Raw genomic sequence first — 17,909 nt, 5'->3', positions numbered from 1 at the left:
AACTGAAGGAAAATGGATAGCAGGCAGTGCTGCGCACATTGGTTAAGCGTAGCAGGCTATTTGAGGGCCTGAATATCAACCGGTGGTACGCCAAGGTCCTGCCACTTTTCCGGGTGACAGGTGAACAACAGTATCTGATGCCGTGTGGCTGCATCGAACAGAATACGTTTCATGTCGTCCAGACGCTCCTGATCGCTGTGAACAAGCGTGTCATCCAGAATGATCAAGGTAGGACGGCCCGCTTCACGCAGCAGATCCGCGTAGGCCAAGCGGCTGATTAAGCCCATCTGCTCACGGGCACCAAAACTCAACTCCGTCACCTGGCCGAGCTCATTGCCCCGCGTGAAGGCTCCGGGACGCAACTGCTCATCAACTTCCAGGGTGGCCTGGGGAAACAGCACCGACAGATAATGGTCAAGATGCTTCTGCAGCGGTGCTTGTAGCCGACGCGTTAACGCTTGCCGTTTCTCGGTCAGCAGTTTCAGCAGCAGATCCAGCGCTTGGGCTCGACGGTGCAACTCCAGATATCGGCGATTACAACGCTCAAGTTCTGCCTCTTGCTCATTGAGCTGTTCGTCCAATCCTTCTGCGCCCCAGGCTTCCAAACGGACTTTGATATCTCGCAGCTCTCGGCCCCGAGCCTCGTGGGTCTGGCGCAGGTTGTTGATGGTACTTTGATACCGTTCAATGTCTTGCTTCAGCAGGTCCGGGCGAGCCTCAAGGATTTCTCGGGAACGGCGCTCGATGCTGTCTTCCAGCGATTTGGCTTTTTGTGCAATGCCAAGCATTTCATCGGCAATTTGCTTGAGTTGCTGTTGGCGTTCCGGGCTTTGCTCTTCATCGGCCAGCCGCTGCCACTCCGCTTGCGCGGTGTCTTGGGCCTGCTGCGCCGACATCATTGCGGTCCGATGCTTCTGGTCTTGCGCTTCCGCCGTGGTTAGAGCAGCCGCCGCTCTATCCAGCGCGGCTTCCGCCTCGGCCAACTCCAGCCCCTGTGCAGCGGCATCAGGCTCGGGCGTAGCGGACAGTTTGATCTTGGCGTTTTCCAGCTCACTTTCTGCCTCTCGCTGTTCGATCTCAAGCGGGTCAATGCCCGCCGGAGCGACCGACCTGAGCAATTCTTCGGCATGTTGCTGTGCCCGCCCGGCTTTCTCGAAAGCCGACAATTTAGCCTCGGCGGCTACTACCGAATCCACACCCAACGTGCCTCGAAGTTCGGCCACACTCTGTTGCAAGGCATCGAGTTTACGACGGGTGCTGGCCAGTGATTCCCCGCCGGGCGTAATTCCCAACGTTCCCACACCCGGAATTTCTACGCTGGATTCTTCCAACAGCTGCTGCTCGCCCTGGCCTTGCAGGACGTCACCGTTTAAAGCGACAGAGCACGCGGGTTCAAGATTCCAACTCAAGCGAGTGGCGATCGCGCTTGAACGGATCGTCTCTTCATCCAACTGACGCTCGGCGATCTTCAGGCGCTGCACGGCGGCCGCATCGATCCGGTTGTCCCGTGCCTGCTGGCGTGCCTGTTCAAGCTGCTGCTGATAGTCGCGGGCCTTGGCCAGGTTCTGTGTCAGCTGCTGAAACCGCAACTCCAGACGCTGTACGTCTTGCGCCAGTCGAGTGCGGGCCTCAATCAGGCGGGCTTGTTTGACCTGCTGATCGGCCTTTTCATAGGAAGCCTTGGCTTCGCGTATGCGCTCCGCTTGGGCGGGCGCTTGCAATTCCAGCCGCTGGACTTCGGTCTGCGCTTTATCCAATTCAACCTTACGGGCCGCCAGTTGCCGGCTCAGGTTTTCCTGGTGTTCCTTGTTTTGCTCAAGCAATCGCCGGCTCTGCTGAAGCTGATCAAACGTTGCCTTCTCCTGAGCCTGAGCCTGCTCCAACTGTTGAACCTGCTGGTAACGCACCCGTGTTTCTTCCAGCTGCCGCTGAGCGTCTTCCCACGGACGCTCGGCTTCTGTGCGCTCGTACTCTCTGGTGAGTTTGCCTAAGCGATCTACCTGCTCCTGATACCTCAGAATGCGCTCTTTAAGTTCGGCAATCACCTGTTCCGCTTCCAGGCGATCCTTGTCCAATTGCGCGTATTCGCCTCGAGGCTTTCCGGTTGCGGTCAGAAGCTGATGGCGCTGGGCGCGAACCGCTTCGATAACCTCGTCCCCGCCGGAACTGGCCACTTCACCCACCAGTGAATTCAAAGCCGATTTCAAATGGTCCCCGGCGTGTTCCACCGACTGTTCCAGATCCTGCCCGGTGCCCTGCTCAACCCAAAGCAAACCCGGAATACCCCAATGTTCGGATTTACTGGCGCCGCGCTTGGGATATTGATAACCCAACAGTTCCGCCAGCTTCTCTTCTGCATCGTCTTCGCTGAAGCTTTGAGTTCCAACGATCAGATCGCACCGCTTGCGCTGCAGGAAGCTTTTGGTCAACCGCCACGCTTCGCCCTGGTGCTCAAACTCAAGGGTCACCGCGGGCGCGGCCGCAGAATCGCCCCACGGGCGCAGGTCATCCACCGCCGTTGATCGGTAACGTTCGAAGAAAGCGGCACGAATCGCTCGAACCAACGTACTTTTACCGGACTCATTCGGGCCGTGTATCAGGTTCAAACCGGGCTGTAGATTATTAAGAACAAAAGGGTTTCGGAACTGGCGCAACTGCTCTATGCGCAAGCTTTGGAGTTTCATTGGCCCGCCTCCTGCTCGCGTTCTTTCAGCAAGCCGGCAAGAATCGCCAGGGCATCCCGCGCTTCTTCGCTTTGCAGTTCCTGTTGCTGCCGCAGTTCAGCGATCACTTCGCCGACGTAACCATCGGCATGCAGCGCGGCAATATCATCTTCCGTAGGCTCAAGTTGGAGGTTACTGCGGTCGCATTGAATGCTTCGAAACCGGGCTTCGGCTACCGAGAGTGCGTCCAGGAGCCGGTCTTCGCCGGCCAGAGTGATCGCCCCGTCAAGGCGGAGATCCACCACAGAAGCATCAGGCAATGCTTCCAGCCGCTTTAGAAGCTCCGCAAGATCAGACTCGACCGTCAGGGTTTCCCGCCACTGGTGCCATTGATACTTGCCGGTCGGCACTCGGGTGACAGAGGGAACAGCACCGGGGGCAGCAATTTCAACGATGAGAGCATTACCGGCATCGTTGTTCCGGAACCGCTCGGCTTCGTGAGTGCCTGCGTACCAGGTACGCTCATTGACCTGCTTGGTACCGTGCCAATCCCCCAAGGCAAGATAATCCAACCGGCTGACTTCCGCTCGGTCCGGTGCAATAGGGTTGGTGGCATCAATGTCATCGGATAGAAGCCCTTGAACACTGCCATGGGCCAGACCAATCCGGAGCAAACCGTTCGGGGTTTCGTAATGCGAGAAGGGTTCGGTAAGGTCGCCGTAGGTGTGACGCTGGGTCAGAGGGGCACACAGTATCGCCAATCCTTGAGATTCCAGGGCGACGACGCCGGGCTGCAGCGCCAGATGCACGTTGTCCGGCACTGCACCCAAGCGAAGAGCCCGGGTCCACACGCTTTCCGCGAGCGCGGCATCGTGATTACCGGGCAACATCACCCAAGGGCCGGAAAAACCCTTGGTGGCATTAAATACGCGGCGGATAGTACGATCAGACACCGTTTGCGCATCAAAGACATCTCCGGCCACCAACACAGCATCGCACTGATGTTCATTGGCCAACTGCGCAAGTTTTTCAATTCCTGCAAAGCGGGCTTCTACCAGCGCCGCGCCGTCTTCGATGTCAAACCGGCTGTAGGAACGCCCCATCTGCCAGTCCGCTGTGTGCAAAAACCTCGGCATAACACCTTCCTTAGAGACATCCGACAATCTATGCGTTTCAGGCTCCGAGCCCTGTGATCACAGCCTCGCAAACCTGATCCTGATTCATATCTTCGCCGTGTATCGTCAAATCGGCGTACTGCGTATACAGCGCGAAGCGCTCATCAAACAGATCCGACAACGACTGATCAGGGCGCCGGGAAATCCCTCGAAGACTGTAATCTCCAATGCGCTCGATAACGCACTCCAACGGGATGTCCAGAAACACCACCGTACCATTGGCTTGGAGGTGTTTCATCGCCGCCTCACTGTAGACCGCACTGCCGCCGGTACTGATGACCTGCCCCTGGACATTGAGGCCCAGCAAGACCTGCTCTTCGATATGGCGCAGGGCAACGTAGCCATCCTGATCGACAATGTCCTGCAGGGTACGGCCCGCCTCTTGCTGGATCAGCAGATCAGTATCAACAAAGCCGAGCCCCAGGCGCTTGGCAACCAATACGCCCACGGTACTTTTACCGCTGCCCGGCATACCGATAAACACAAGATTTCGCGTATCCGCTACCATCACTTGCCTTTCGCTTCAGCAGCGCGGCTGGCGGTCGCCGTAAACAATACGTCGGTTGAAGAATTCAACGCGGTTTCCATGGAATCCTGCACCACGCTGATCACGAAGCCAATGGCAACCGCTTGCATGGCCACTTCGGTTGGAATACCGAACAAGCTGGTGGCCAATGGAATCAGCAATAACGAACCGCCGGCCACGCCTGATACACCACAAGCCGCCAGCGCTGAAACCACACACAGCAACAATGCTGTCGGGAAATCCACGGGAATGCCCAGGGTGTTGACCACCGCCAACGTAATCACGGAGATGGTAATCGCAGCGCCCGCCATGTTGATGGTCGCACCCAGCGGAATTGAAATTGCGTAGGTGTCTGCGTCCAGCTTCAGGCGCTCACTGAGCTCAAGGTTAACCGGGATATTGGCCGCAGAGCTGCGGGTAAAAAACGCAGTGATGGCACTGCCGCGCAGGCATGCAAACACCAACGGATACGGGTTCTGACGCAACTTAAGAAAAACGATCAGAGGGTTGGTCACCAGCGCGACAAACAACATGCAGCCAACGATCACCGACAGCAGATGACCAAAGCCCAGCAGCGCGCTAATACCGGCGGTAGCAAGGGTATTCGCCACAAGGCCAAAAATGCCCAGCGGTGCCAAGCTGATAATCAAGCGCACAACGCCGGAGACGGCCTCGGACATATCGCTGAGCACATTGCGGGTCGCTTCACTGGAGTGACGCAGCATCAAACCCAGAGCAATTGCCCAGGCAAGGATGGCAATGAAGTTGGCATCCATCAGCGCCGTTACCGGATTGGTAACCGCACTCAGAACAAGATTGTGCAATATTTCAACAATACTACCCGGAGGATTACCGCTGACTTCCGGGATATCCAGGACCAACTCCGTCGGAAAAGCGAAGCTGGCACCCACTGCCACCAGTGCCGCGACCAACGTACCTATGCCATATAGGATGATCACATCCTGAATATTCGTGGGCTGGCCCTTCTGGTGCCCTGAAATGGCTGTCATCACCAAGACAAAAACCAATATCGGTGCGACTGCTTTCAAGGCTTTAATGAATAGCTGGCCAAGCAATGAGAAGGACTGAGCCATTTCGGGCAGGAAAATCGCCAGAATCACGCCTGCAACAATACCAATGGCAATCTGGGTTATCAGGCCCAGCTGGAGAACCGGGCGAAACATACTGTAAAGCCGAGCGGACATAAAAAGCTCCTGTTGAGTGTTCAAAAACGGGCGCACTCCCCGGCACTCATGCGCCACCGGAACAACTGTCACCCAGAAAACAAAAAGGCAGATCAGCCTGTTACTGATCTGCCCTTTTATATGATCGTGGGATTTCGTTTCGTTGAAGAAAAAACGCGCACCCACGTCTGCTCCGCCTCGCGGCGAAACTTTTCTGTATATCCATATAATGGGCGAATTATTCCAGACCTGACTCCGAGAGGCAACGGGCACAGGGATGTAACAAGGGCGTCTCTTGCGTGTCTATCAGGTAACCGCAGCAACCACAAAAGCTCGTTGCTGGCAGTACCCGATAGCAAACAGGGGAACAATCATGAACAAAACCATACTGATGCTCGCAGCTGTCTTACTCGCCTTATCAGCCACAACAGTTCAATCCATGGACGGGCACGCTGACCGGGTTAATGAAGCGAAAACCTTTCCTAATAAAACTGTAGTGATGATGGATGATCACGGTAAACGGTAACGAGGCAAACCAATTGGAACAGACTTGTAGCCGTTCGCACAGCATAGGCAGCCCGGCTTGCCATCTGGCAGGCCGGGCTTTCTAGTTATGGCTTAGCAGTAGTGAATGGTGCCTGAAGCGTCATCGTCTTCTGATCCGGATCTGCACTAATATCCGCGTCCGTGTATGGGAAGCGAATCCAGTTTTTCTCAGCATAAGATTCCGTCATGTCCCGATAATAGGGCGAAGCCGGATCGGTGGATTGAGAATAAGTCACGAACCCCTCTGCCAGCGGTGTACCATCCTCTCGCCACGTGACCGTTTGGATATAGCTGTTTCCATAAGTCACCGGGTATTCTTTGCCATCAGCCAACCCCACACCTTTGGTGGCGGCAATGGTAAAGGCGCCTTCAAAACTCTCTCCTCCAAAGACCGGAATTCGGTCACCTTCATGAATACCGGAATACTGAATCTCCCTCAGCTCGGCATCGAAAGGCACCCCCGAATCCTCAACGGCCTGAATCGCCTCGGCAAAAGCCTTGATGGCTGCTGGATTAGCCGCATTGAACGTATTGGGCGTGTTGACAGGGTCCTCCACAAGGAACGGTACCACCCACTTCAAATCAGGGCCTACCGGCAAAAGGTTAATGCGGCGCCAGAACTCTCTCCAGATGTGCCCGCCGCGGGAATCCAGATTGTACTGACCGTCCCATTTTGCGAGCGCGTTACACGCCTCAGTTCTTGTCTGCTCCGGAAGGTCGGCTCCTGCACCTACGCCTACGCTTGCATCTACACCTGAGCCTGGACTTAAATCTTTGCCTGCACTCGCTTCCGAGCTACAGTAGGTGGTCAGCACTGCGTCTCGGGCTAAACGCTCAGACATCACGGCGCTGCTTAAGACAATATCCTGAAGATTGCTCATATCAAAGCCAAGGGTCCCAGCACCGCCATCCGAGCCGCTGAGGCGCTCCTCAACCTGTTTGATGCACAATCTCGTTCGCAGGGTTCGTGCGGTCTCTTCATCACCAATGATGCTTGCATAGCCGGTAAGTGGCTCGTCGGGATTTGTAAGCCAGTAACTGTCGTTACAGTTGTGTACCCAGTCGTTACGAACGAGACTCGGCAAATTCTCAGGGCCAAACACCCCTTCAGCAGGGGCATCATTGTCGGTACCCCAGGCGCAGTCAGGCCGGCTGCCGTCCAGAACCGGCAATCCAGGAGCTAATAGGGCGAAAGCAGGAGAAATGGAAGAAGAACACTCCAACGCCTGTGTGTCGGTTACATGGGGAACAACAGTAAGATCGCCATAATAGGCTGGCTGGCCGGGGCCTGTTGCGATGGTGTTAACCCATGGGACACCCAGAACACTGGCGTGTAGATCCTTGAATTCATCAAAACTGCTAGCCTGATTCCAACGGAAGAACTGATTCAGCATCCGGTTGTTTTCCGCATTGGCGTCCCGTAGGGTATAGGCTTTCGCCGGAGTCCACGACAATACAGGAACGCCTGACACCTCATACTGCAACATCGGCCCATATTGCGAGTGGTAAAGCGTTCGAATTTCCTCAGTGACTGAACCATCAGGCTGCAAAACTTCCACAGTGATTTCCGTCGATGTCATATCGACAAACTCACCATTGTAGAGATACTGAGTGGCGTCTGCCGGGTTAAGCGTTAACTCGTAAAACGTAAATCGATAAGCGGTCGAAACGGTGTGGCTCCAAGCAAAATGCTCGTTAAAACCGATCAGAACTGCAGGCAAGCCGTACAATGCTGCGCCCATGATTTCCGCTTTATCAGCCACTTTTAGATGCGCAAGGTATAAGCGCTCCGTTTTCTCCCAGGGGAAATGCGGATTTCCGAACAACAGTGATTGGCCATCTCGGGTAGCGTCCTTCGAAAACGCATACATGTTGCTACCGATTGGAAGTGCCCGAGACATCGGGAACGGGAGTGACGCTGAATTTTCAGTGAGTTTCGCGATATCATCCTCGCTCAGCTCGGGCGGCACGGGTGTACCGGGAGCCGGGGGTTGGGCGTTAGCGATACCTTCAACAAACACTGACGAGCTTGCCAGGATTGCAAGCCGGAAGTAGCGACGGAACATATCATCGAGAGTAATCGGAAGTAACCAGTCACTGTTCCGACAATCTTCGTGGCGCCCGGAATGTTCACCTACCCGAATTTCCTCAAGGTAGCGGTTGTAGCCATCTACAAACCCCTGCGAAGCTGCGAGTACTTCGGGGTCACTTTCATTTTTAAGCGATTCGAGCGCTTCGTTCGAGATAACCGAGCGCCAGAAGAAATCCGCATCAACGTTGCCCGTCTCCGCGCCATTGGAAGGTATCGTGTAACTTCCGCCTCCTCCGAGATACTTGGACCGCAAGCCTCTAACGGTCAGCGTGTCCTCAGCAAGCAGACACAGATTATCCTCCGCTTGCACATAGCCGTAGCCATAGCCCATGCTCGCGAAATCCGCAGCTTCAATATGCGGGATACCGTATGATGTGCGGGTGATTTTTGCGCTGTAACCGTCGAATTCCGGCGGAACATCGTCTGGCGGTGTGTCGTCCTTCGGGAGAGTTTCATTTTTCGGAGGCGTTTCAACCTTGGGAGGGGCTTCAACTCCGCTCGATGCGCCGTCAGAGCTTTCTTTTCCGGAGCCACCGCCTGAACCAAAACAGCCGGTCATTCCACTGATCGCGACTGCTAGAAGTAGATGCCTAGCTTGAATCATTGTATAGATTCTCTTTGTTGTTGTTGTGGTTGTTTTTATTTGTTTTACGAGCCATTCGCCACTCGCGCGACTATCCTATAACCCACAACACATCTCCGCAACGGCATACTAATTATTAGCCCACTATCAAACTGGCACCTCTCCCTGCTTTGGAAATATTCGATCCACCTTCTTTATGTCAGTACGACGCCTCAATAGAAATGAATAGGATTTCAAACATTCACAATATATACTTCAAGAGTACACATATTTAAGGTTCCCCGACCGGATACCGCTGCTATGACGGCCATCAACAATAACACTCCGCTCACCACGACCTCTGGCAACCTGTTGCCGTTCATCGAGTCGTTACCAGATGCGGTGGTTATCGTTGATCAGAACCATAAGATCGTGCTCGTTAACGCACTTGCAGGCAGCATGTTTGGTTATGCCGTGGACGAACTGAAGGGCTCAGATTTAAGCACCATCATCCCCATGCCCCTGCGCAACGCGCACCGAAAACACGTCAATGGCTATTTCAAAAAGCCGGTTTTGCGGCCTATGGGGGAAGAAAAGCGTTTTTCGGGCGTTCGCTCAAACGGGCAAGAAGTGCCGGTTGATATCATGATCAACACCATTGTGTTGGATGGCGCGAAAGTAGCCATGGCACTGGTCAGAGATGTCACTTACCAGCGCGAGCTGGAAGCGCGCCTGACGTTAGAGTCACTAACTGACGAAATGACCGGTTTTTATAACCGGAAACACTTCAAAACCCAGTTAAACGCACAACTCTCCGGCTACGTTCGCTGGGGCTTGCCAACCTCCGTGATCATGTTCGATCTTGATCACTTCAAAAAGATCAACGATCAATACGGCCATGCAGCTGGCGATTTGGTGCTGACCACTACGGCTAAGTTGGTACGCGGAGAGCTGCGGCCGCTAGATGTGGGGTGCCGAATTGGCGGAGAAGAGTTTGCAATTGTTCTGCCGAATACAAATCTGGAAGATGCCGAAACGCTGGCCGAACGCATCCGTTTGATGATCGAAGAAACTGAATTCGAACTCGATCAGGTAAGCTTCAAGGCCACCGCCACCATGGGGGTGGCCACATTCCTGCCGACCGATGATTCATACGATTTGCTAATGAAAAGAGCAGACAACGTTCTATACATGGGCAAAGCCGCCGGGCGTAACTGTACGTTATCGCAAAACGCGTTGTTGACCACTGACTCTGCCGGCTAGCTCTGCCCGTCGGTTCAAGTAACCCCTACGGACATCCTTCGCTTTTTCCAGCCACTTCAAACGCACCACTCACACCTTCCCAGGCGCCGCCCGGCTTCGCCACGCCTTTCGTTCTCAGGCGGTAGGTACCGGGTTGCAGATTTCTTGGCAAGTGCCAAGCCACCGTCGCTTCCGACGCGCCTGTGTAGGGCAACTCCATGGTAAACGGGGGCAAATAATTCGGATGCCAGGTATATATGAGGTTCGGCGAACGGTCTGTTGCTACCACGTCCCACGTACCATTTTCGGTGAATCGCTCGGCATAGGCATAGCTATCGTTCAGCATAAGATCATTACGCGGATGACTGGCCTGAAAGCGGGCCGAGATCTCATCGCCAGGCGAGGCAATCGCCGGCACATCCTCAAGCACTGTTCCGAACGCTTGTTCGCCGGGGCTATCGCTTGGAATATAAGGTAGCCTGTGCAGCACAGGCTTTACCTTTGGCAACGGCGGCCCAACGGGCATCACCGTACCCTGAGCCATGGAACCCGCGAGTTTTCGGAGTTCTTGAGTTACTGCCGCCAGGCTCCAGGGGCCAAAAGCATTTGAGGCACCCTCGTACTGCTGACTGGCGTACTCTTCGCGAGTGGTCAGGTAATGAATATACCCGTTCACAAGCCCGGCGATGACCACCGTATCAACCCCCACCGGCGCCAGTTCTTCCTGAACCATTTCCCGTAAACGCCGGGCAGACATGGTTGTGACTTCCCATGGCAAGCCCACCAGGGCCAGATTACCAAGCTGGAATATCTGCAATGGATGTATCGCAGGCTCAAAGTTTGACGTTAACCCGAGCAGCCCTGTTACCTTATTCGGTATTCCACCTGCAATTTCCCCAAGATTGGTGGGGAGCAAAATCGGCTTTTCGGCATGGCATCCCAATCCTAGCACCGGTAAATGCTGTACATTGCACAGCAACAGATCGCTGACCAACTTCAACGGCATCGCCATCTCGGTCAGCCCTGCGAAGTCCGCAGCAGCACTGCGCAGCAAATCTGGCGAGGCGCTGCAGGTCAGGCCTTCCTGACTAATGGGCCCCGGGCCATCCTCCGCCCCCGCAGGGAAAGACACGCCGAGCGCGGCATTACAGGTTTGCTTTTTAGGCTCATCCAGTTCCGGCGGGTGCTCCAGCCGGGAAAGAACGTTCGGATCCGTGACGGTAACCTTGTTCATCTGCACATGCATTAACCGATAATCCACCCTGCCCGATAATGGCTGTCCTTCCTGCCAAAGCTCGAGCGCACGCGCCAGTTGTTTGGTACCGGAAATAGCGTTTGAATCCATCGGTGTCTCCCCGCCTCCTCGGCGAGGATCAGGGTGCGGGAATTCGTTGATGAAGATGTTCGGCGAAGCATCCCCCTCATCCGCTTGAGCAAATGCCGCTACAAAACTGTCTTTGCCCGGGTCTGCCCGATAATCCGTGGCCATGATTTCTTCGAAGCCAAGTGATGCAAACCCTTTCACATCCGAGCTAACGTAAGGCACTTCGGGCCCCATCACCGTCGGGTGCACACCAAACCAGTTAATCACACCCACCGGGCTGCCACCCTCACGGCGAAGATTCAGTTGCACCATGGTCTTGGCCACATCCACTTCTTCGCCCCGGATATTCAGAAATTGCTGTCGCTCAGGCTCTGGATTCATGGCATAGGCGGGGCGCGAACGGTTGATATTGGTATTCAGCAACTCGCCCACGGCCAATTCTATAGGTGCCGTTTGCTCATTGCCTTCGATGTTCCTATGAGCCCGGCCGATGGCATCAACAATGCCATTGACGATGGTTTTGTATACCAGTGAATCAAACCCCAGATGCAACGCGTTCCCGGCTTCGTGGTGCGCATAGCCCGCGGGCCCATTATGGGTATGAGTGGCCGACAACATGAGGTTCTCAGCCGTGTAATTGGCCGCCAGCTCAGGATCTTTCGCCAAAGCCTCGAGGACACCATTACGAATAGAGCCCCACATCAAGCCGATGTCGGCCGAAACAAACATCACCCGTTTGTCGTTGCAGGGCGATTCTATAGCGAATGCCCGCGCATACTGGCGCTGGTGCAGGCCATGCATCACCTGTGCGGAATCTTCCCAACCTGCCCCGCTTTTCAGAGCAACGGGGCCGGTAATGTCTGACAAACCGCTACCAAACCGGAATTCCTGATTGGCGGCACACGCCCCGATGGTGCCTTGAGACAGATCCTGAATAACCGCGACTTCAGAGCTCGTCACCGAAGGCGCATCCATACCCTTGCCGATGTCCCGCAAAGGGCTGTCGATCACACACTGTGCCAGTTCAGGATTGGCAAAAGCCGCTACATTCGGCTCACTTTCAGCGGGAGAAACGGGCCCGCTGGGGGCCGGTGATTCGGAGACAACACCGGAGCTTTCTTGATCACCTCCGCATGCCATCAATAACGCACTGGCGAACACCAGGCTCAACTTACGAGACAGCAAACGCACGTTATTATTTTTCATAGAACGTCCTGTTGATCGTTGTCGATGGTTCGCGCTTTAAAACGGCGTTGTCCAGCCGTCTGGCACACTGCCTTCACGGATGCGCTGCGGGTGGTCTCCAACATCGATCCGAACCACTTCTTCGGCGCGCTCAATATTGATGACCGACATCTGATCGGTGCCACTCCAGGACACAAAACAGTTCTCGCCAGACGCATCACGAGTGATCCAATACGGCTTCTCACCCAAGCCTTCCAACAGTTCATACTCAAAGGTTTCACGATCAACAATGGCCACGTAGTCGCTCATGGTTCCGGCAACGCACAGTTTTTCGTCACCGCCACCCATCGAGATTCCATGATGCGCTGAATCGTTTACGTATAGCTCAACCGGTAGATCCGGCACCCGATTCGGAAGATTCGCAACTCGCGTAATTTTGTCGTTCTCCATATCGTATTCGACAAACCCATGGAAAAAGGACAGCTGGAAGTAGAAGAACTTTTCATCCTCGGTGTGCGCCATCGGCCGAATGGCCGGGCTCATGTTGGGATAACCCGCTTCCGCCAGCTTTTTGCTGATATCAAAGCTTTTGATGTCTTCCCAGGTTTCCGTATCCACCACTTTGAAAATGCGTTCGCCCTTGGTGTCTTTGAGCAGGCCCCTGTCTGCCGGTGTGAACACATGCCCGATACTGGCGTGATAAATTTTCTTTCCGTCTTTCGAGTACACGTTTTCATGCGGGGAGTTACCGGTCGGGAAGCGCGCTTTTTCTTCACCGGTCCAGACATCCAGAATGTGCACCACCTTGCCGGTTGACGCTGAAACCGCAACCTCCGAACCGTCTGGTGACAATGCCATGTGATCAGAGCGAATGCCGTCAACTTCAAAGCGCCAGACGATATCGTTGGAGGCGATATCGATAGCAACCACATCCGCAAAACTCGGCCGGGAGACGATCAACAGCTCCCCGTTGCGGGTACTGTACATATCATCGACATACTGGTTGTGACCCTCACCGATCAACAACGCGATACCGTGAAACGCTGCCAACTTGATGGGGTCAAGGCGAATTTCGTTCATCCGCTCTTCTAAGTCCGGGATACCATTAATTCGACCAATCTTTACGTAGCTTTCGCCATCAATAACATCGATAACGCCGTCCCAGTTGCTGCCGACGAATACCACGGGCTGCGCGCCATCCTCAACCGGAACGGTGACCGGGGGTTCGTTCTCAGGCTGCGTTGCTACAGATGAGTCCGCAGGCTCTGCCGAGCCTGTATTGCCATCGGAGCTGTCAGTTTCACCCATGCAGCCGGCGAGAATCAGCGTCATCAACAGAGGAGTAAGGGGGGCAGTAAAACGCATCGAAAGGGCTCCATTGTTATTTTGTTGTTCTTTGGCTGCACATAAACGTGACAGTCAGTCGCATTACATTATGCGTACACCGTCACATTTTCGGCTATGGCAGAAATGACAGAACTGTTGGCAGAATCGTCAATTCAGCCAATTCCTGAATTCCCAAACGGCCCCAAAGCCATTGAGGCCGGGCACTTATACGCGCAAAACCGAAACTGCTATTCTTTGCAGGGAGCACATAATCTTTCACCAGTGGAGAAGACGATGGACGAAAGCGAAATTTCTGTGCTGAACATGACCATTCGCCTCCTTTCGGCTGCCGGGCTTGCGTTTGTGTTAGGTCTGGAACGGGAGTTACGAGGGAAACCGGCGGGGCTGCGATCTCACATGCTGGTCTCTCTGGGGGCGTCTGCTTTCATTATGATGGGTATGCACATTTTGCTGGCAACGGCGGAGGGCGACCCTTCCGCTCGAATCGATCCGACCCGCATCGTGGAAGGGGTGGTCGGCGGCATTGGCTTTTTGGGGGCAGGCTGCATCATTCAGAGCCGCGGTAATGTGCAGGGTATTACCACAGGGGCCTCTATCTGGATTTCAGGTGCCATAGGTGTGGCCTGTGGTCTTGGCAACTTGGTTTTGGCCGGATTACTGACCGGGTTTGCACTCGTAACCGTGGTTATTTTAGGACGCTTTGAACGGGAAGTAATCGAGGAATAAGGTGCAGCATGATCAATAAAAAAGGTCCGTCCGTTATCGTTTTTGATGTCAATGAAACCCTACTCGACATTACCACTCTGGAGCCCTTGTTTAAGCGCATGTTTGGAAACCCTGCCCTGCTCAGAGAGTGGTTCGCTCAGCTTGTACTGTACTCCCAGACGATGACGTTATCGGGCCTTTATACCCCCTTCAACAAGCTTGGCGCAGCGGCACTAAAAATGACCGCATCAATTCATCAAATTGCCTGCACCGATAACGACCTTGAAGAATTGGGGGATCGCATGCGGCGCATGCCGGCGCACCCGGATGTCGCTTCAGCTCTTACCCGATTAAAAAACGCGGGCTATAGAATGGTCACGCTCACCAACTCCCCTGTTAGTGCTTCACCCACTCCGTTGGAAGAAGCCGGTTTAAGCGATTATTTCGAGCGTACGTTCAGCGTTGAAGTAACCGGTAAGTTCAAGCCGGCGCCGGAAACCTACCAATACGTTGCCCGGGAACTGTCGGTTGAAACATCCGAACTCTGCCTTGTCGCCTGCCATCTTTGGGACACCATAGGCGCGCAGGCCGCGGGCTGCCAAGGCGCGTTTCTTGCTCGGCCATATAACGCGTTTTTGCCCGCGCCCGGCGTTCCGCATCCTGATTTTATGGCATCTGATCTAACCGAATTGGCAGAACAGATCATCAACGCCGAGCTCTAAAGACCTGTTGCCCTGAAACGAAAAAGCCGCACGAGGTTCATGCGGCTTTTCAGGTCCATTCCAGGCTCAGTTTTAGGTCAACCGGCGGCTAGCACACCACCAACCACAGCGACCACACCACCCAACGCACGGGTTACCCGGTTATCGGCGCGGAGCATCAATTCACCCAAGCGACGACCAACGAAGGTGATAGCCAAGGTAGCAACCAGGAAACCGGCCATGTAAGAAAACAAGCTGGCACCGGCGGTCATTTCCGCTCCGTGAGCATAGCCATGGGTGATCATAAACAGTGTCACCAAGGTGCCGCCAATGGCGGTAGGCAACTTAGCCATGGTCGCAATCAGAACACCGGCCAACAGTACTGACATGGCGATGCCCGTTTCCACACCGCTCAAATTCAAGCCACCCCACGCCAGTGCGGCTCCCAGAATCATGCCGCCAACAACAAACAGCGGTGCACCATTTTTCATCGCGGTGCTTTGCCGAATGCTCCAGAAGCCAATGGCGGCCATTGCCAGCAGATGGTCAATACCCATCATCGGATGCAGCAAACCGCTGAGAAAATCACTGTGGGTGTGCACACCGTGGCCGGGGTGTGCCGCAGCAACCGTGGCGGTCAGCATCAGGCCAGTGGTCATCAACAATTTAGTCATTTTGTTCATGGTATTCTCCGTCTGTTCTTAGTATTTGTTTCGATTTCAATTCGTGCTGTTTGCACAGCTTTTGCTGAAGATTCAGGCGCTTTGGTCCATCTTTCCCGGCCGACGTTCAGGCAACATTCCCTGCTTCAAAATGAAGCTGATGATTTCCTCCAGACCCTCGCCGTCGTATAGGTTTGTGAACACAAACGGTCGCTCACCACGCATTTTCTTGGAGTCCCGTTCCATAACATCCAGTGAGGCGTGCACGTATTCGGCAATATCAATCTTATTGATGATCAACAAATCCGATTTGGTGATACCCGGGCCACCTTTGCGCGGAATCTTGTCACCCGCTGAAACATCAATCACGTACAGGGTCAGGTCTGACAGTTCCGGACTGAACGTGGCCGAAAGGTTGTCACCACCGGATTCCACCAGCACCAATTCCAAATCGGGGTGACGGGTTTGCAGATCATCAATGGCCGCCAGGTTCATCGAGGCGTCTTCGCGAATCGCGGTGTGAGGACAACCTCCGGTTTCCACGCCAAGTATCCGATCGGCTGGCAGAGCTTCGTGCCTCAACAGGAAGTCCGCATCTTCTCGTGTGTATATGTCGTTGGTCACCACCGCGATGTTGTAGTGATCTTTCAGCGCCTTACACAGTTGGCGCAGCAATGCGGTTTTTCCCGAACCAACAGGCCCACCAACACCTACTCGTAAACAATGAGTCATTGCAAAGTTCCTTCTGTTAATTCGAAGCCTCTTAGCTTCGGAACAATCTTGAATATTGGGTTTCGTGCTGAGCACTTCCCAGCGCCAACCCCGGCAGAATCGGGCCCAGTTCTTGGTCACTTAGCGCCAGTGCGGTTTCAACTGCTGCCACCAACTTGGGCCGCAGTTGCTCGTTCAGGCGCTGCGCCGCGGTATGCCCTAACGGCATGGCTTTACAGGCCACTGCCAACTGATTTTCCAACCAGCCCCAGGCAAAGCCGAGCAAGGCTTGACGCACCGGCACCTGTCGCTGATGTGCCGCCCAAGCAAACACGGTGACGTAACCCGGCTCAGCCGGTAGCTGGGCATCCCCTTCTTCGGGATTTGGCTGCAGCGCCAGACTGGTGAGCAGGCGTTTCAACGCCAACCCAAGCCGAATGTCCTCATCACTGAGTTCGGCGGTTTCACGATTGGCGTGAAGCCAATCGTTCCAGAACGCCAAACCATCGCTATCGGCGCTGGCCCAGCACTGCTGCAAGCGCGCTAACACTGGCAACTCGCAGCGACTCAAACCATCGTCGAGAACACCTTCCAGCCATTCACCCAATTCTTTTTCATTGCGGACCCAACCCAGCTCAAAGGCACTTTCGAGGCCCTGCGACCAAGCAAAAGCACCAATGGGCAGCGCCGGGCTGATCAACTGCATCAATCCCAACAACGCCAAGTCACTGGCCTCGGCGTGTTGGCGGTCAGTGCGCATGGCTATGGCCATCTGAGTGACTGTGCCCATGGTCATGGGAATGACCATGACTGTGCGCATGTTCCCGCCCGGCGTGCGCATAGGCGCCTGACTCTGGGTCAAACGGTGCCTCGTGGTGGCTAAGGCTGGCACCCAATAATTCAGCCAGCTCTTCCAGCACATGATCCGGCGGGAAGCGCACCCAATGACGGCCGTCGTCGTCAGCGCCAATGGCTAGCGACACATGGCGGTTACCGAGGTGGTAACACAATCGGGCCAGGGGCAGGCCGTTGCTGATATAGGCGGTGGTCACCGGCTCCGCCGCAGCGCATACCCTGATCACCTCGCCAGTTCGGGCCTGTAACAGGTCGCCGTGGCGCAAAACCGGCCCCCGATCCAGAAACAGGCCAACATCCTGACCGTTATCCGTCACCGCCTTCAGACGGCCACGAATTCTCAGCTCATAAGGTAGCGTCAGTGTGTCCGTTGCGCCCACCTCCGGGCTGCTGTCCATTCTCTTAATCAATTCAAGCATGTACGTTTCC

Annotated in this window: 15 protein-coding genes; 4 read left to right on the top strand and 11 right to left on the bottom strand. The window is 54.8% G+C overall.

The annotated features are described in order from the left end of the window. Nucleotides 1-56: 56 nt before the first annotated feature. Genes JAO79_RS15125 through sstT form a run of 4 tightly spaced genes read right to left on the bottom strand, consistent with a single transcriptional unit; the run spans nucleotide 57 to nucleotide 5,569 of the window. Nucleotides 57-2,684: an AAA family ATPase gene (locus JAO79_RS15125; protein ID WP_199008061.1), complete on the bottom strand. Its 2,628-nt coding sequence runs from the start codon at nucleotides 2,682-2,684 to the stop codon at nucleotides 57-59. Beyond that, nucleotides 2,681-3,799: a metallophosphoesterase family protein gene (locus JAO79_RS15120; RefSeq protein ID WP_199008060.1), complete on the bottom strand. Its 1,119-nt coding sequence runs from the start codon at nucleotides 3,797-3,799 to the stop codon at nucleotides 2,681-2,683. Before JAO79_RS15120 ends, JAO79_RS15125 begins: the two co-directional genes overlap by 4 nt. Before the next feature lie 37 nt (nucleotides 3,800-3,836). Further along, entirely contained in the window at nucleotides 3,837-4,346 is a 510-nt protein-coding gene (locus tag JAO79_RS15115) for a shikimate kinase (RefSeq protein ID WP_199008059.1), read from the bottom strand. Beyond that, entirely contained in the window at nucleotides 4,346-5,569 is a 1,224-nt protein-coding gene (gene sstT, locus JAO79_RS15110; RefSeq protein WP_199008058.1) for a serine/threonine transporter SstT, read from the bottom strand. Before sstT ends, JAO79_RS15115 begins: the two co-directional genes overlap by 1 nt. 352 nt (nucleotides 5,570-5,921) lie before the next feature. Here sstT and JAO79_RS15105 point away from each other — a divergent pair, with 352 nt between their 5' ends. Then, nucleotides 5,922-6,074 carry a hypothetical protein gene (locus tag JAO79_RS15105; RefSeq protein ID WP_199008057.1) on the top strand — a complete coding sequence of 51 codons (153 nt, stop codon included), beginning with the start codon at nucleotides 5,922-5,924 and terminating at the stop codon, nucleotides 6,072-6,074. A gap of 85 nt (nucleotides 6,075-6,159) precedes the next feature. Here the strand turns inward: JAO79_RS15105 and JAO79_RS15100 are convergent, their stop codons facing one another. Further along, a complete protein-coding gene (locus JAO79_RS15100; RefSeq protein WP_199008056.1) occupies nucleotides 6,160-8,790 on the bottom strand; it encodes a penicillin acylase family protein in 2,631 nt (876 codons plus the stop codon). Between the two features lie 279 nt (nucleotides 8,791-9,069). On the opposite strand from JAO79_RS15100, the gene JAO79_RS15095 reads away from it, so the two are divergent. Beyond that, nucleotides 9,070-10,011: a sensor domain-containing diguanylate cyclase gene (locus JAO79_RS15095; protein WP_199008055.1), complete on the top strand. Its 942-nt coding sequence runs from the start codon at nucleotides 9,070-9,072 to the stop codon at nucleotides 10,009-10,011. Between the two features lie 25 nt (nucleotides 10,012-10,036). Here the strand turns inward: JAO79_RS15095 and JAO79_RS15090 are convergent, their stop codons facing one another. Both JAO79_RS15090 and JAO79_RS15085 read right to left on the bottom strand, forming a co-directional pair. After that, nucleotides 10,037-12,520 carry a neutral/alkaline non-lysosomal ceramidase N-terminal domain-containing protein gene (locus tag JAO79_RS15090; protein ID WP_199008054.1) on the bottom strand — a complete coding sequence of 828 codons (2,484 nt, stop codon included), beginning with the start codon at nucleotides 12,518-12,520 and terminating at the stop codon, nucleotides 10,037-10,039. Between the two features lie 36 nt (nucleotides 12,521-12,556). Continuing rightward, on the bottom strand, nucleotides 12,557-13,864 hold the full coding sequence (locus tag JAO79_RS15085; RefSeq protein ID WP_199008053.1) for a YncE family protein: 1,308 nt from the start codon (nucleotides 13,862-13,864) through the stop codon (nucleotides 12,557-12,559). Nucleotides 13,865-14,119: 255 nt separating this feature from the next. Here JAO79_RS15085 and JAO79_RS15080 point away from each other — a divergent pair, with 255 nt between their 5' ends. Together JAO79_RS15080 and JAO79_RS15075 are read left to right on the top strand one after the other, a co-directional pair. Then, entirely contained in the window at nucleotides 14,120-14,572 is a 453-nt protein-coding gene (locus JAO79_RS15080) for an MgtC/SapB family protein (RefSeq protein ID WP_199008052.1), read from the top strand. Between the two features lie 8 nt (nucleotides 14,573-14,580). Continuing rightward, nucleotides 14,581-15,273, top strand: coding sequence for a haloacid dehalogenase type II (locus JAO79_RS15075; RefSeq protein ID WP_199008051.1), 693 nt, complete (start codon nucleotides 14,581-14,583; stop codon nucleotides 15,271-15,273). Nucleotides 15,274-15,350: 77 nt separating this feature from the next. Here JAO79_RS15075 and JAO79_RS15070 read toward each other — a convergent pair whose 3' ends face one another. From JAO79_RS15070 to ureE, 4 genes are all read right to left on the bottom strand, one after another. Then, complete coding sequence (locus tag JAO79_RS15070; protein ID WP_199008050.1) at nucleotides 15,351-15,935, bottom strand: HupE/UreJ family protein; 585 nt, start codon at nucleotides 15,933-15,935, stop codon at nucleotides 15,351-15,353. Between the two features lie 72 nt (nucleotides 15,936-16,007). Further along, the gene (gene ureG, locus JAO79_RS15065; RefSeq protein WP_199008049.1) at nucleotides 16,008-16,646 is read right to left on the bottom strand and encodes an urease accessory protein UreG; all 639 of its coding nucleotides are present in this window, start codon (nucleotides 16,644-16,646) and stop codon (nucleotides 16,008-16,010) included. A 31-nt stretch (nucleotides 16,647-16,677) separates the two neighbouring features. Beyond that, nucleotides 16,678-17,385, bottom strand: coding sequence for an urease accessory protein UreF (locus tag JAO79_RS15060; RefSeq protein WP_199008117.1), 708 nt, complete (start codon nucleotides 17,383-17,385; stop codon nucleotides 16,678-16,680). Beyond that, nucleotides 17,375-17,899: an urease accessory protein UreE gene (ureE, locus tag JAO79_RS15055; protein WP_199008048.1), complete on the bottom strand. Its 525-nt coding sequence runs from the start codon at nucleotides 17,897-17,899 to the stop codon at nucleotides 17,375-17,377. Before ureE ends, JAO79_RS15060 begins: the two co-directional genes overlap by 11 nt. Nucleotides 17,900-17,909 lie beyond the last annotated feature (10 nt).

This window comes from Marinobacter litoralis, assembly GCF_016427555.1.
GTDB lineage: Bacteria > Pseudomonadota > Gammaproteobacteria > Pseudomonadales > Oleiphilaceae > Marinobacter > Marinobacter litoralis_A.
This window is presented reverse-complemented; position numbering and strand designations above follow the sequence as displayed.

What these genes read in the sequence shown, in the direction of transcription:
- JAO79_RS15125 (WP_199008061.1), bottom strand. Translation starts at nt 2,684, where the DNA reads ATGAAACTCCAAAGCTTGCGCATAGAGCAGTTGCGCCAGTTCCGAAAC.
- JAO79_RS15120 (WP_199008060.1), bottom strand. Translation starts at nt 3,799, where the DNA reads ATGCCGAGGTTTTTGCACACAGCGGACTGGCAGATGGGGCGTTCCTAC.
- JAO79_RS15115 (WP_199008059.1), bottom strand. Translation starts at nt 4,346, where the DNA reads ATGGTAGCGGATACGCGAAATCTTGTGTTTATCGGTATGCCGGGCAGC.
- sstT (WP_199008058.1), bottom strand. Translation starts at nt 5,569, where the DNA reads ATGTCCGCTCGGCTTTACAGTATGTTTCGCCCGGTTCTCCAGCTGGGC.
- JAO79_RS15105 (WP_199008057.1), top strand. Translation starts at nt 5,922, where the DNA reads ATGAACAAAACCATACTGATGCTCGCAGCTGTCTTACTCGCCTTATCA.
- JAO79_RS15100 (WP_199008056.1), bottom strand. Translation starts at nt 8,790, where the DNA reads ATGATTCAAGCTAGGCATCTACTTCTAGCAGTCGCGATCAGTGGAATG.
- JAO79_RS15095 (WP_199008055.1), top strand. Translation starts at nt 9,070, where the DNA reads ATGACGGCCATCAACAATAACACTCCGCTCACCACGACCTCTGGCAAC.
- JAO79_RS15090 (WP_199008054.1), bottom strand. Translation starts at nt 12,520, where the DNA reads ATGAAAAATAATAACGTGCGTTTGCTGTCTCGTAAGTTGAGCCTGGTG.
- JAO79_RS15085 (WP_199008053.1), bottom strand. Translation starts at nt 13,864, where the DNA reads ATGCGTTTTACTGCCCCCCTTACTCCTCTGTTGATGACGCTGATTCTC.
- JAO79_RS15080 (WP_199008052.1), top strand. Translation starts at nt 14,120, where the DNA reads ATGGACGAAAGCGAAATTTCTGTGCTGAACATGACCATTCGCCTCCTT.
- JAO79_RS15075 (WP_199008051.1), top strand. Translation starts at nt 14,581, where the DNA reads ATGATCAATAAAAAAGGTCCGTCCGTTATCGTTTTTGATGTCAATGAA.
- JAO79_RS15070 (WP_199008050.1), bottom strand. Translation starts at nt 15,935, where the DNA reads ATGAACAAAATGACTAAATTGTTGATGACCACTGGCCTGATGCTGACC.
- ureG (WP_199008049.1), bottom strand. Translation starts at nt 16,646, where the DNA reads ATGACTCATTGTTTACGAGTAGGTGTTGGTGGGCCTGTTGGTTCGGGA.
- JAO79_RS15060 (WP_199008117.1), bottom strand. Translation starts at nt 17,385, where the DNA reads ATGCGCACTGACCGCCAACACGCCGAGGCCAGTGACTTGGCGTTGTTG.
- ureE (WP_199008048.1), bottom strand. Translation starts at nt 17,899, where the DNA reads ATGCTTGAATTGATTAAGAGAATGGACAGCAGCCCGGAGGTGGGCGCA.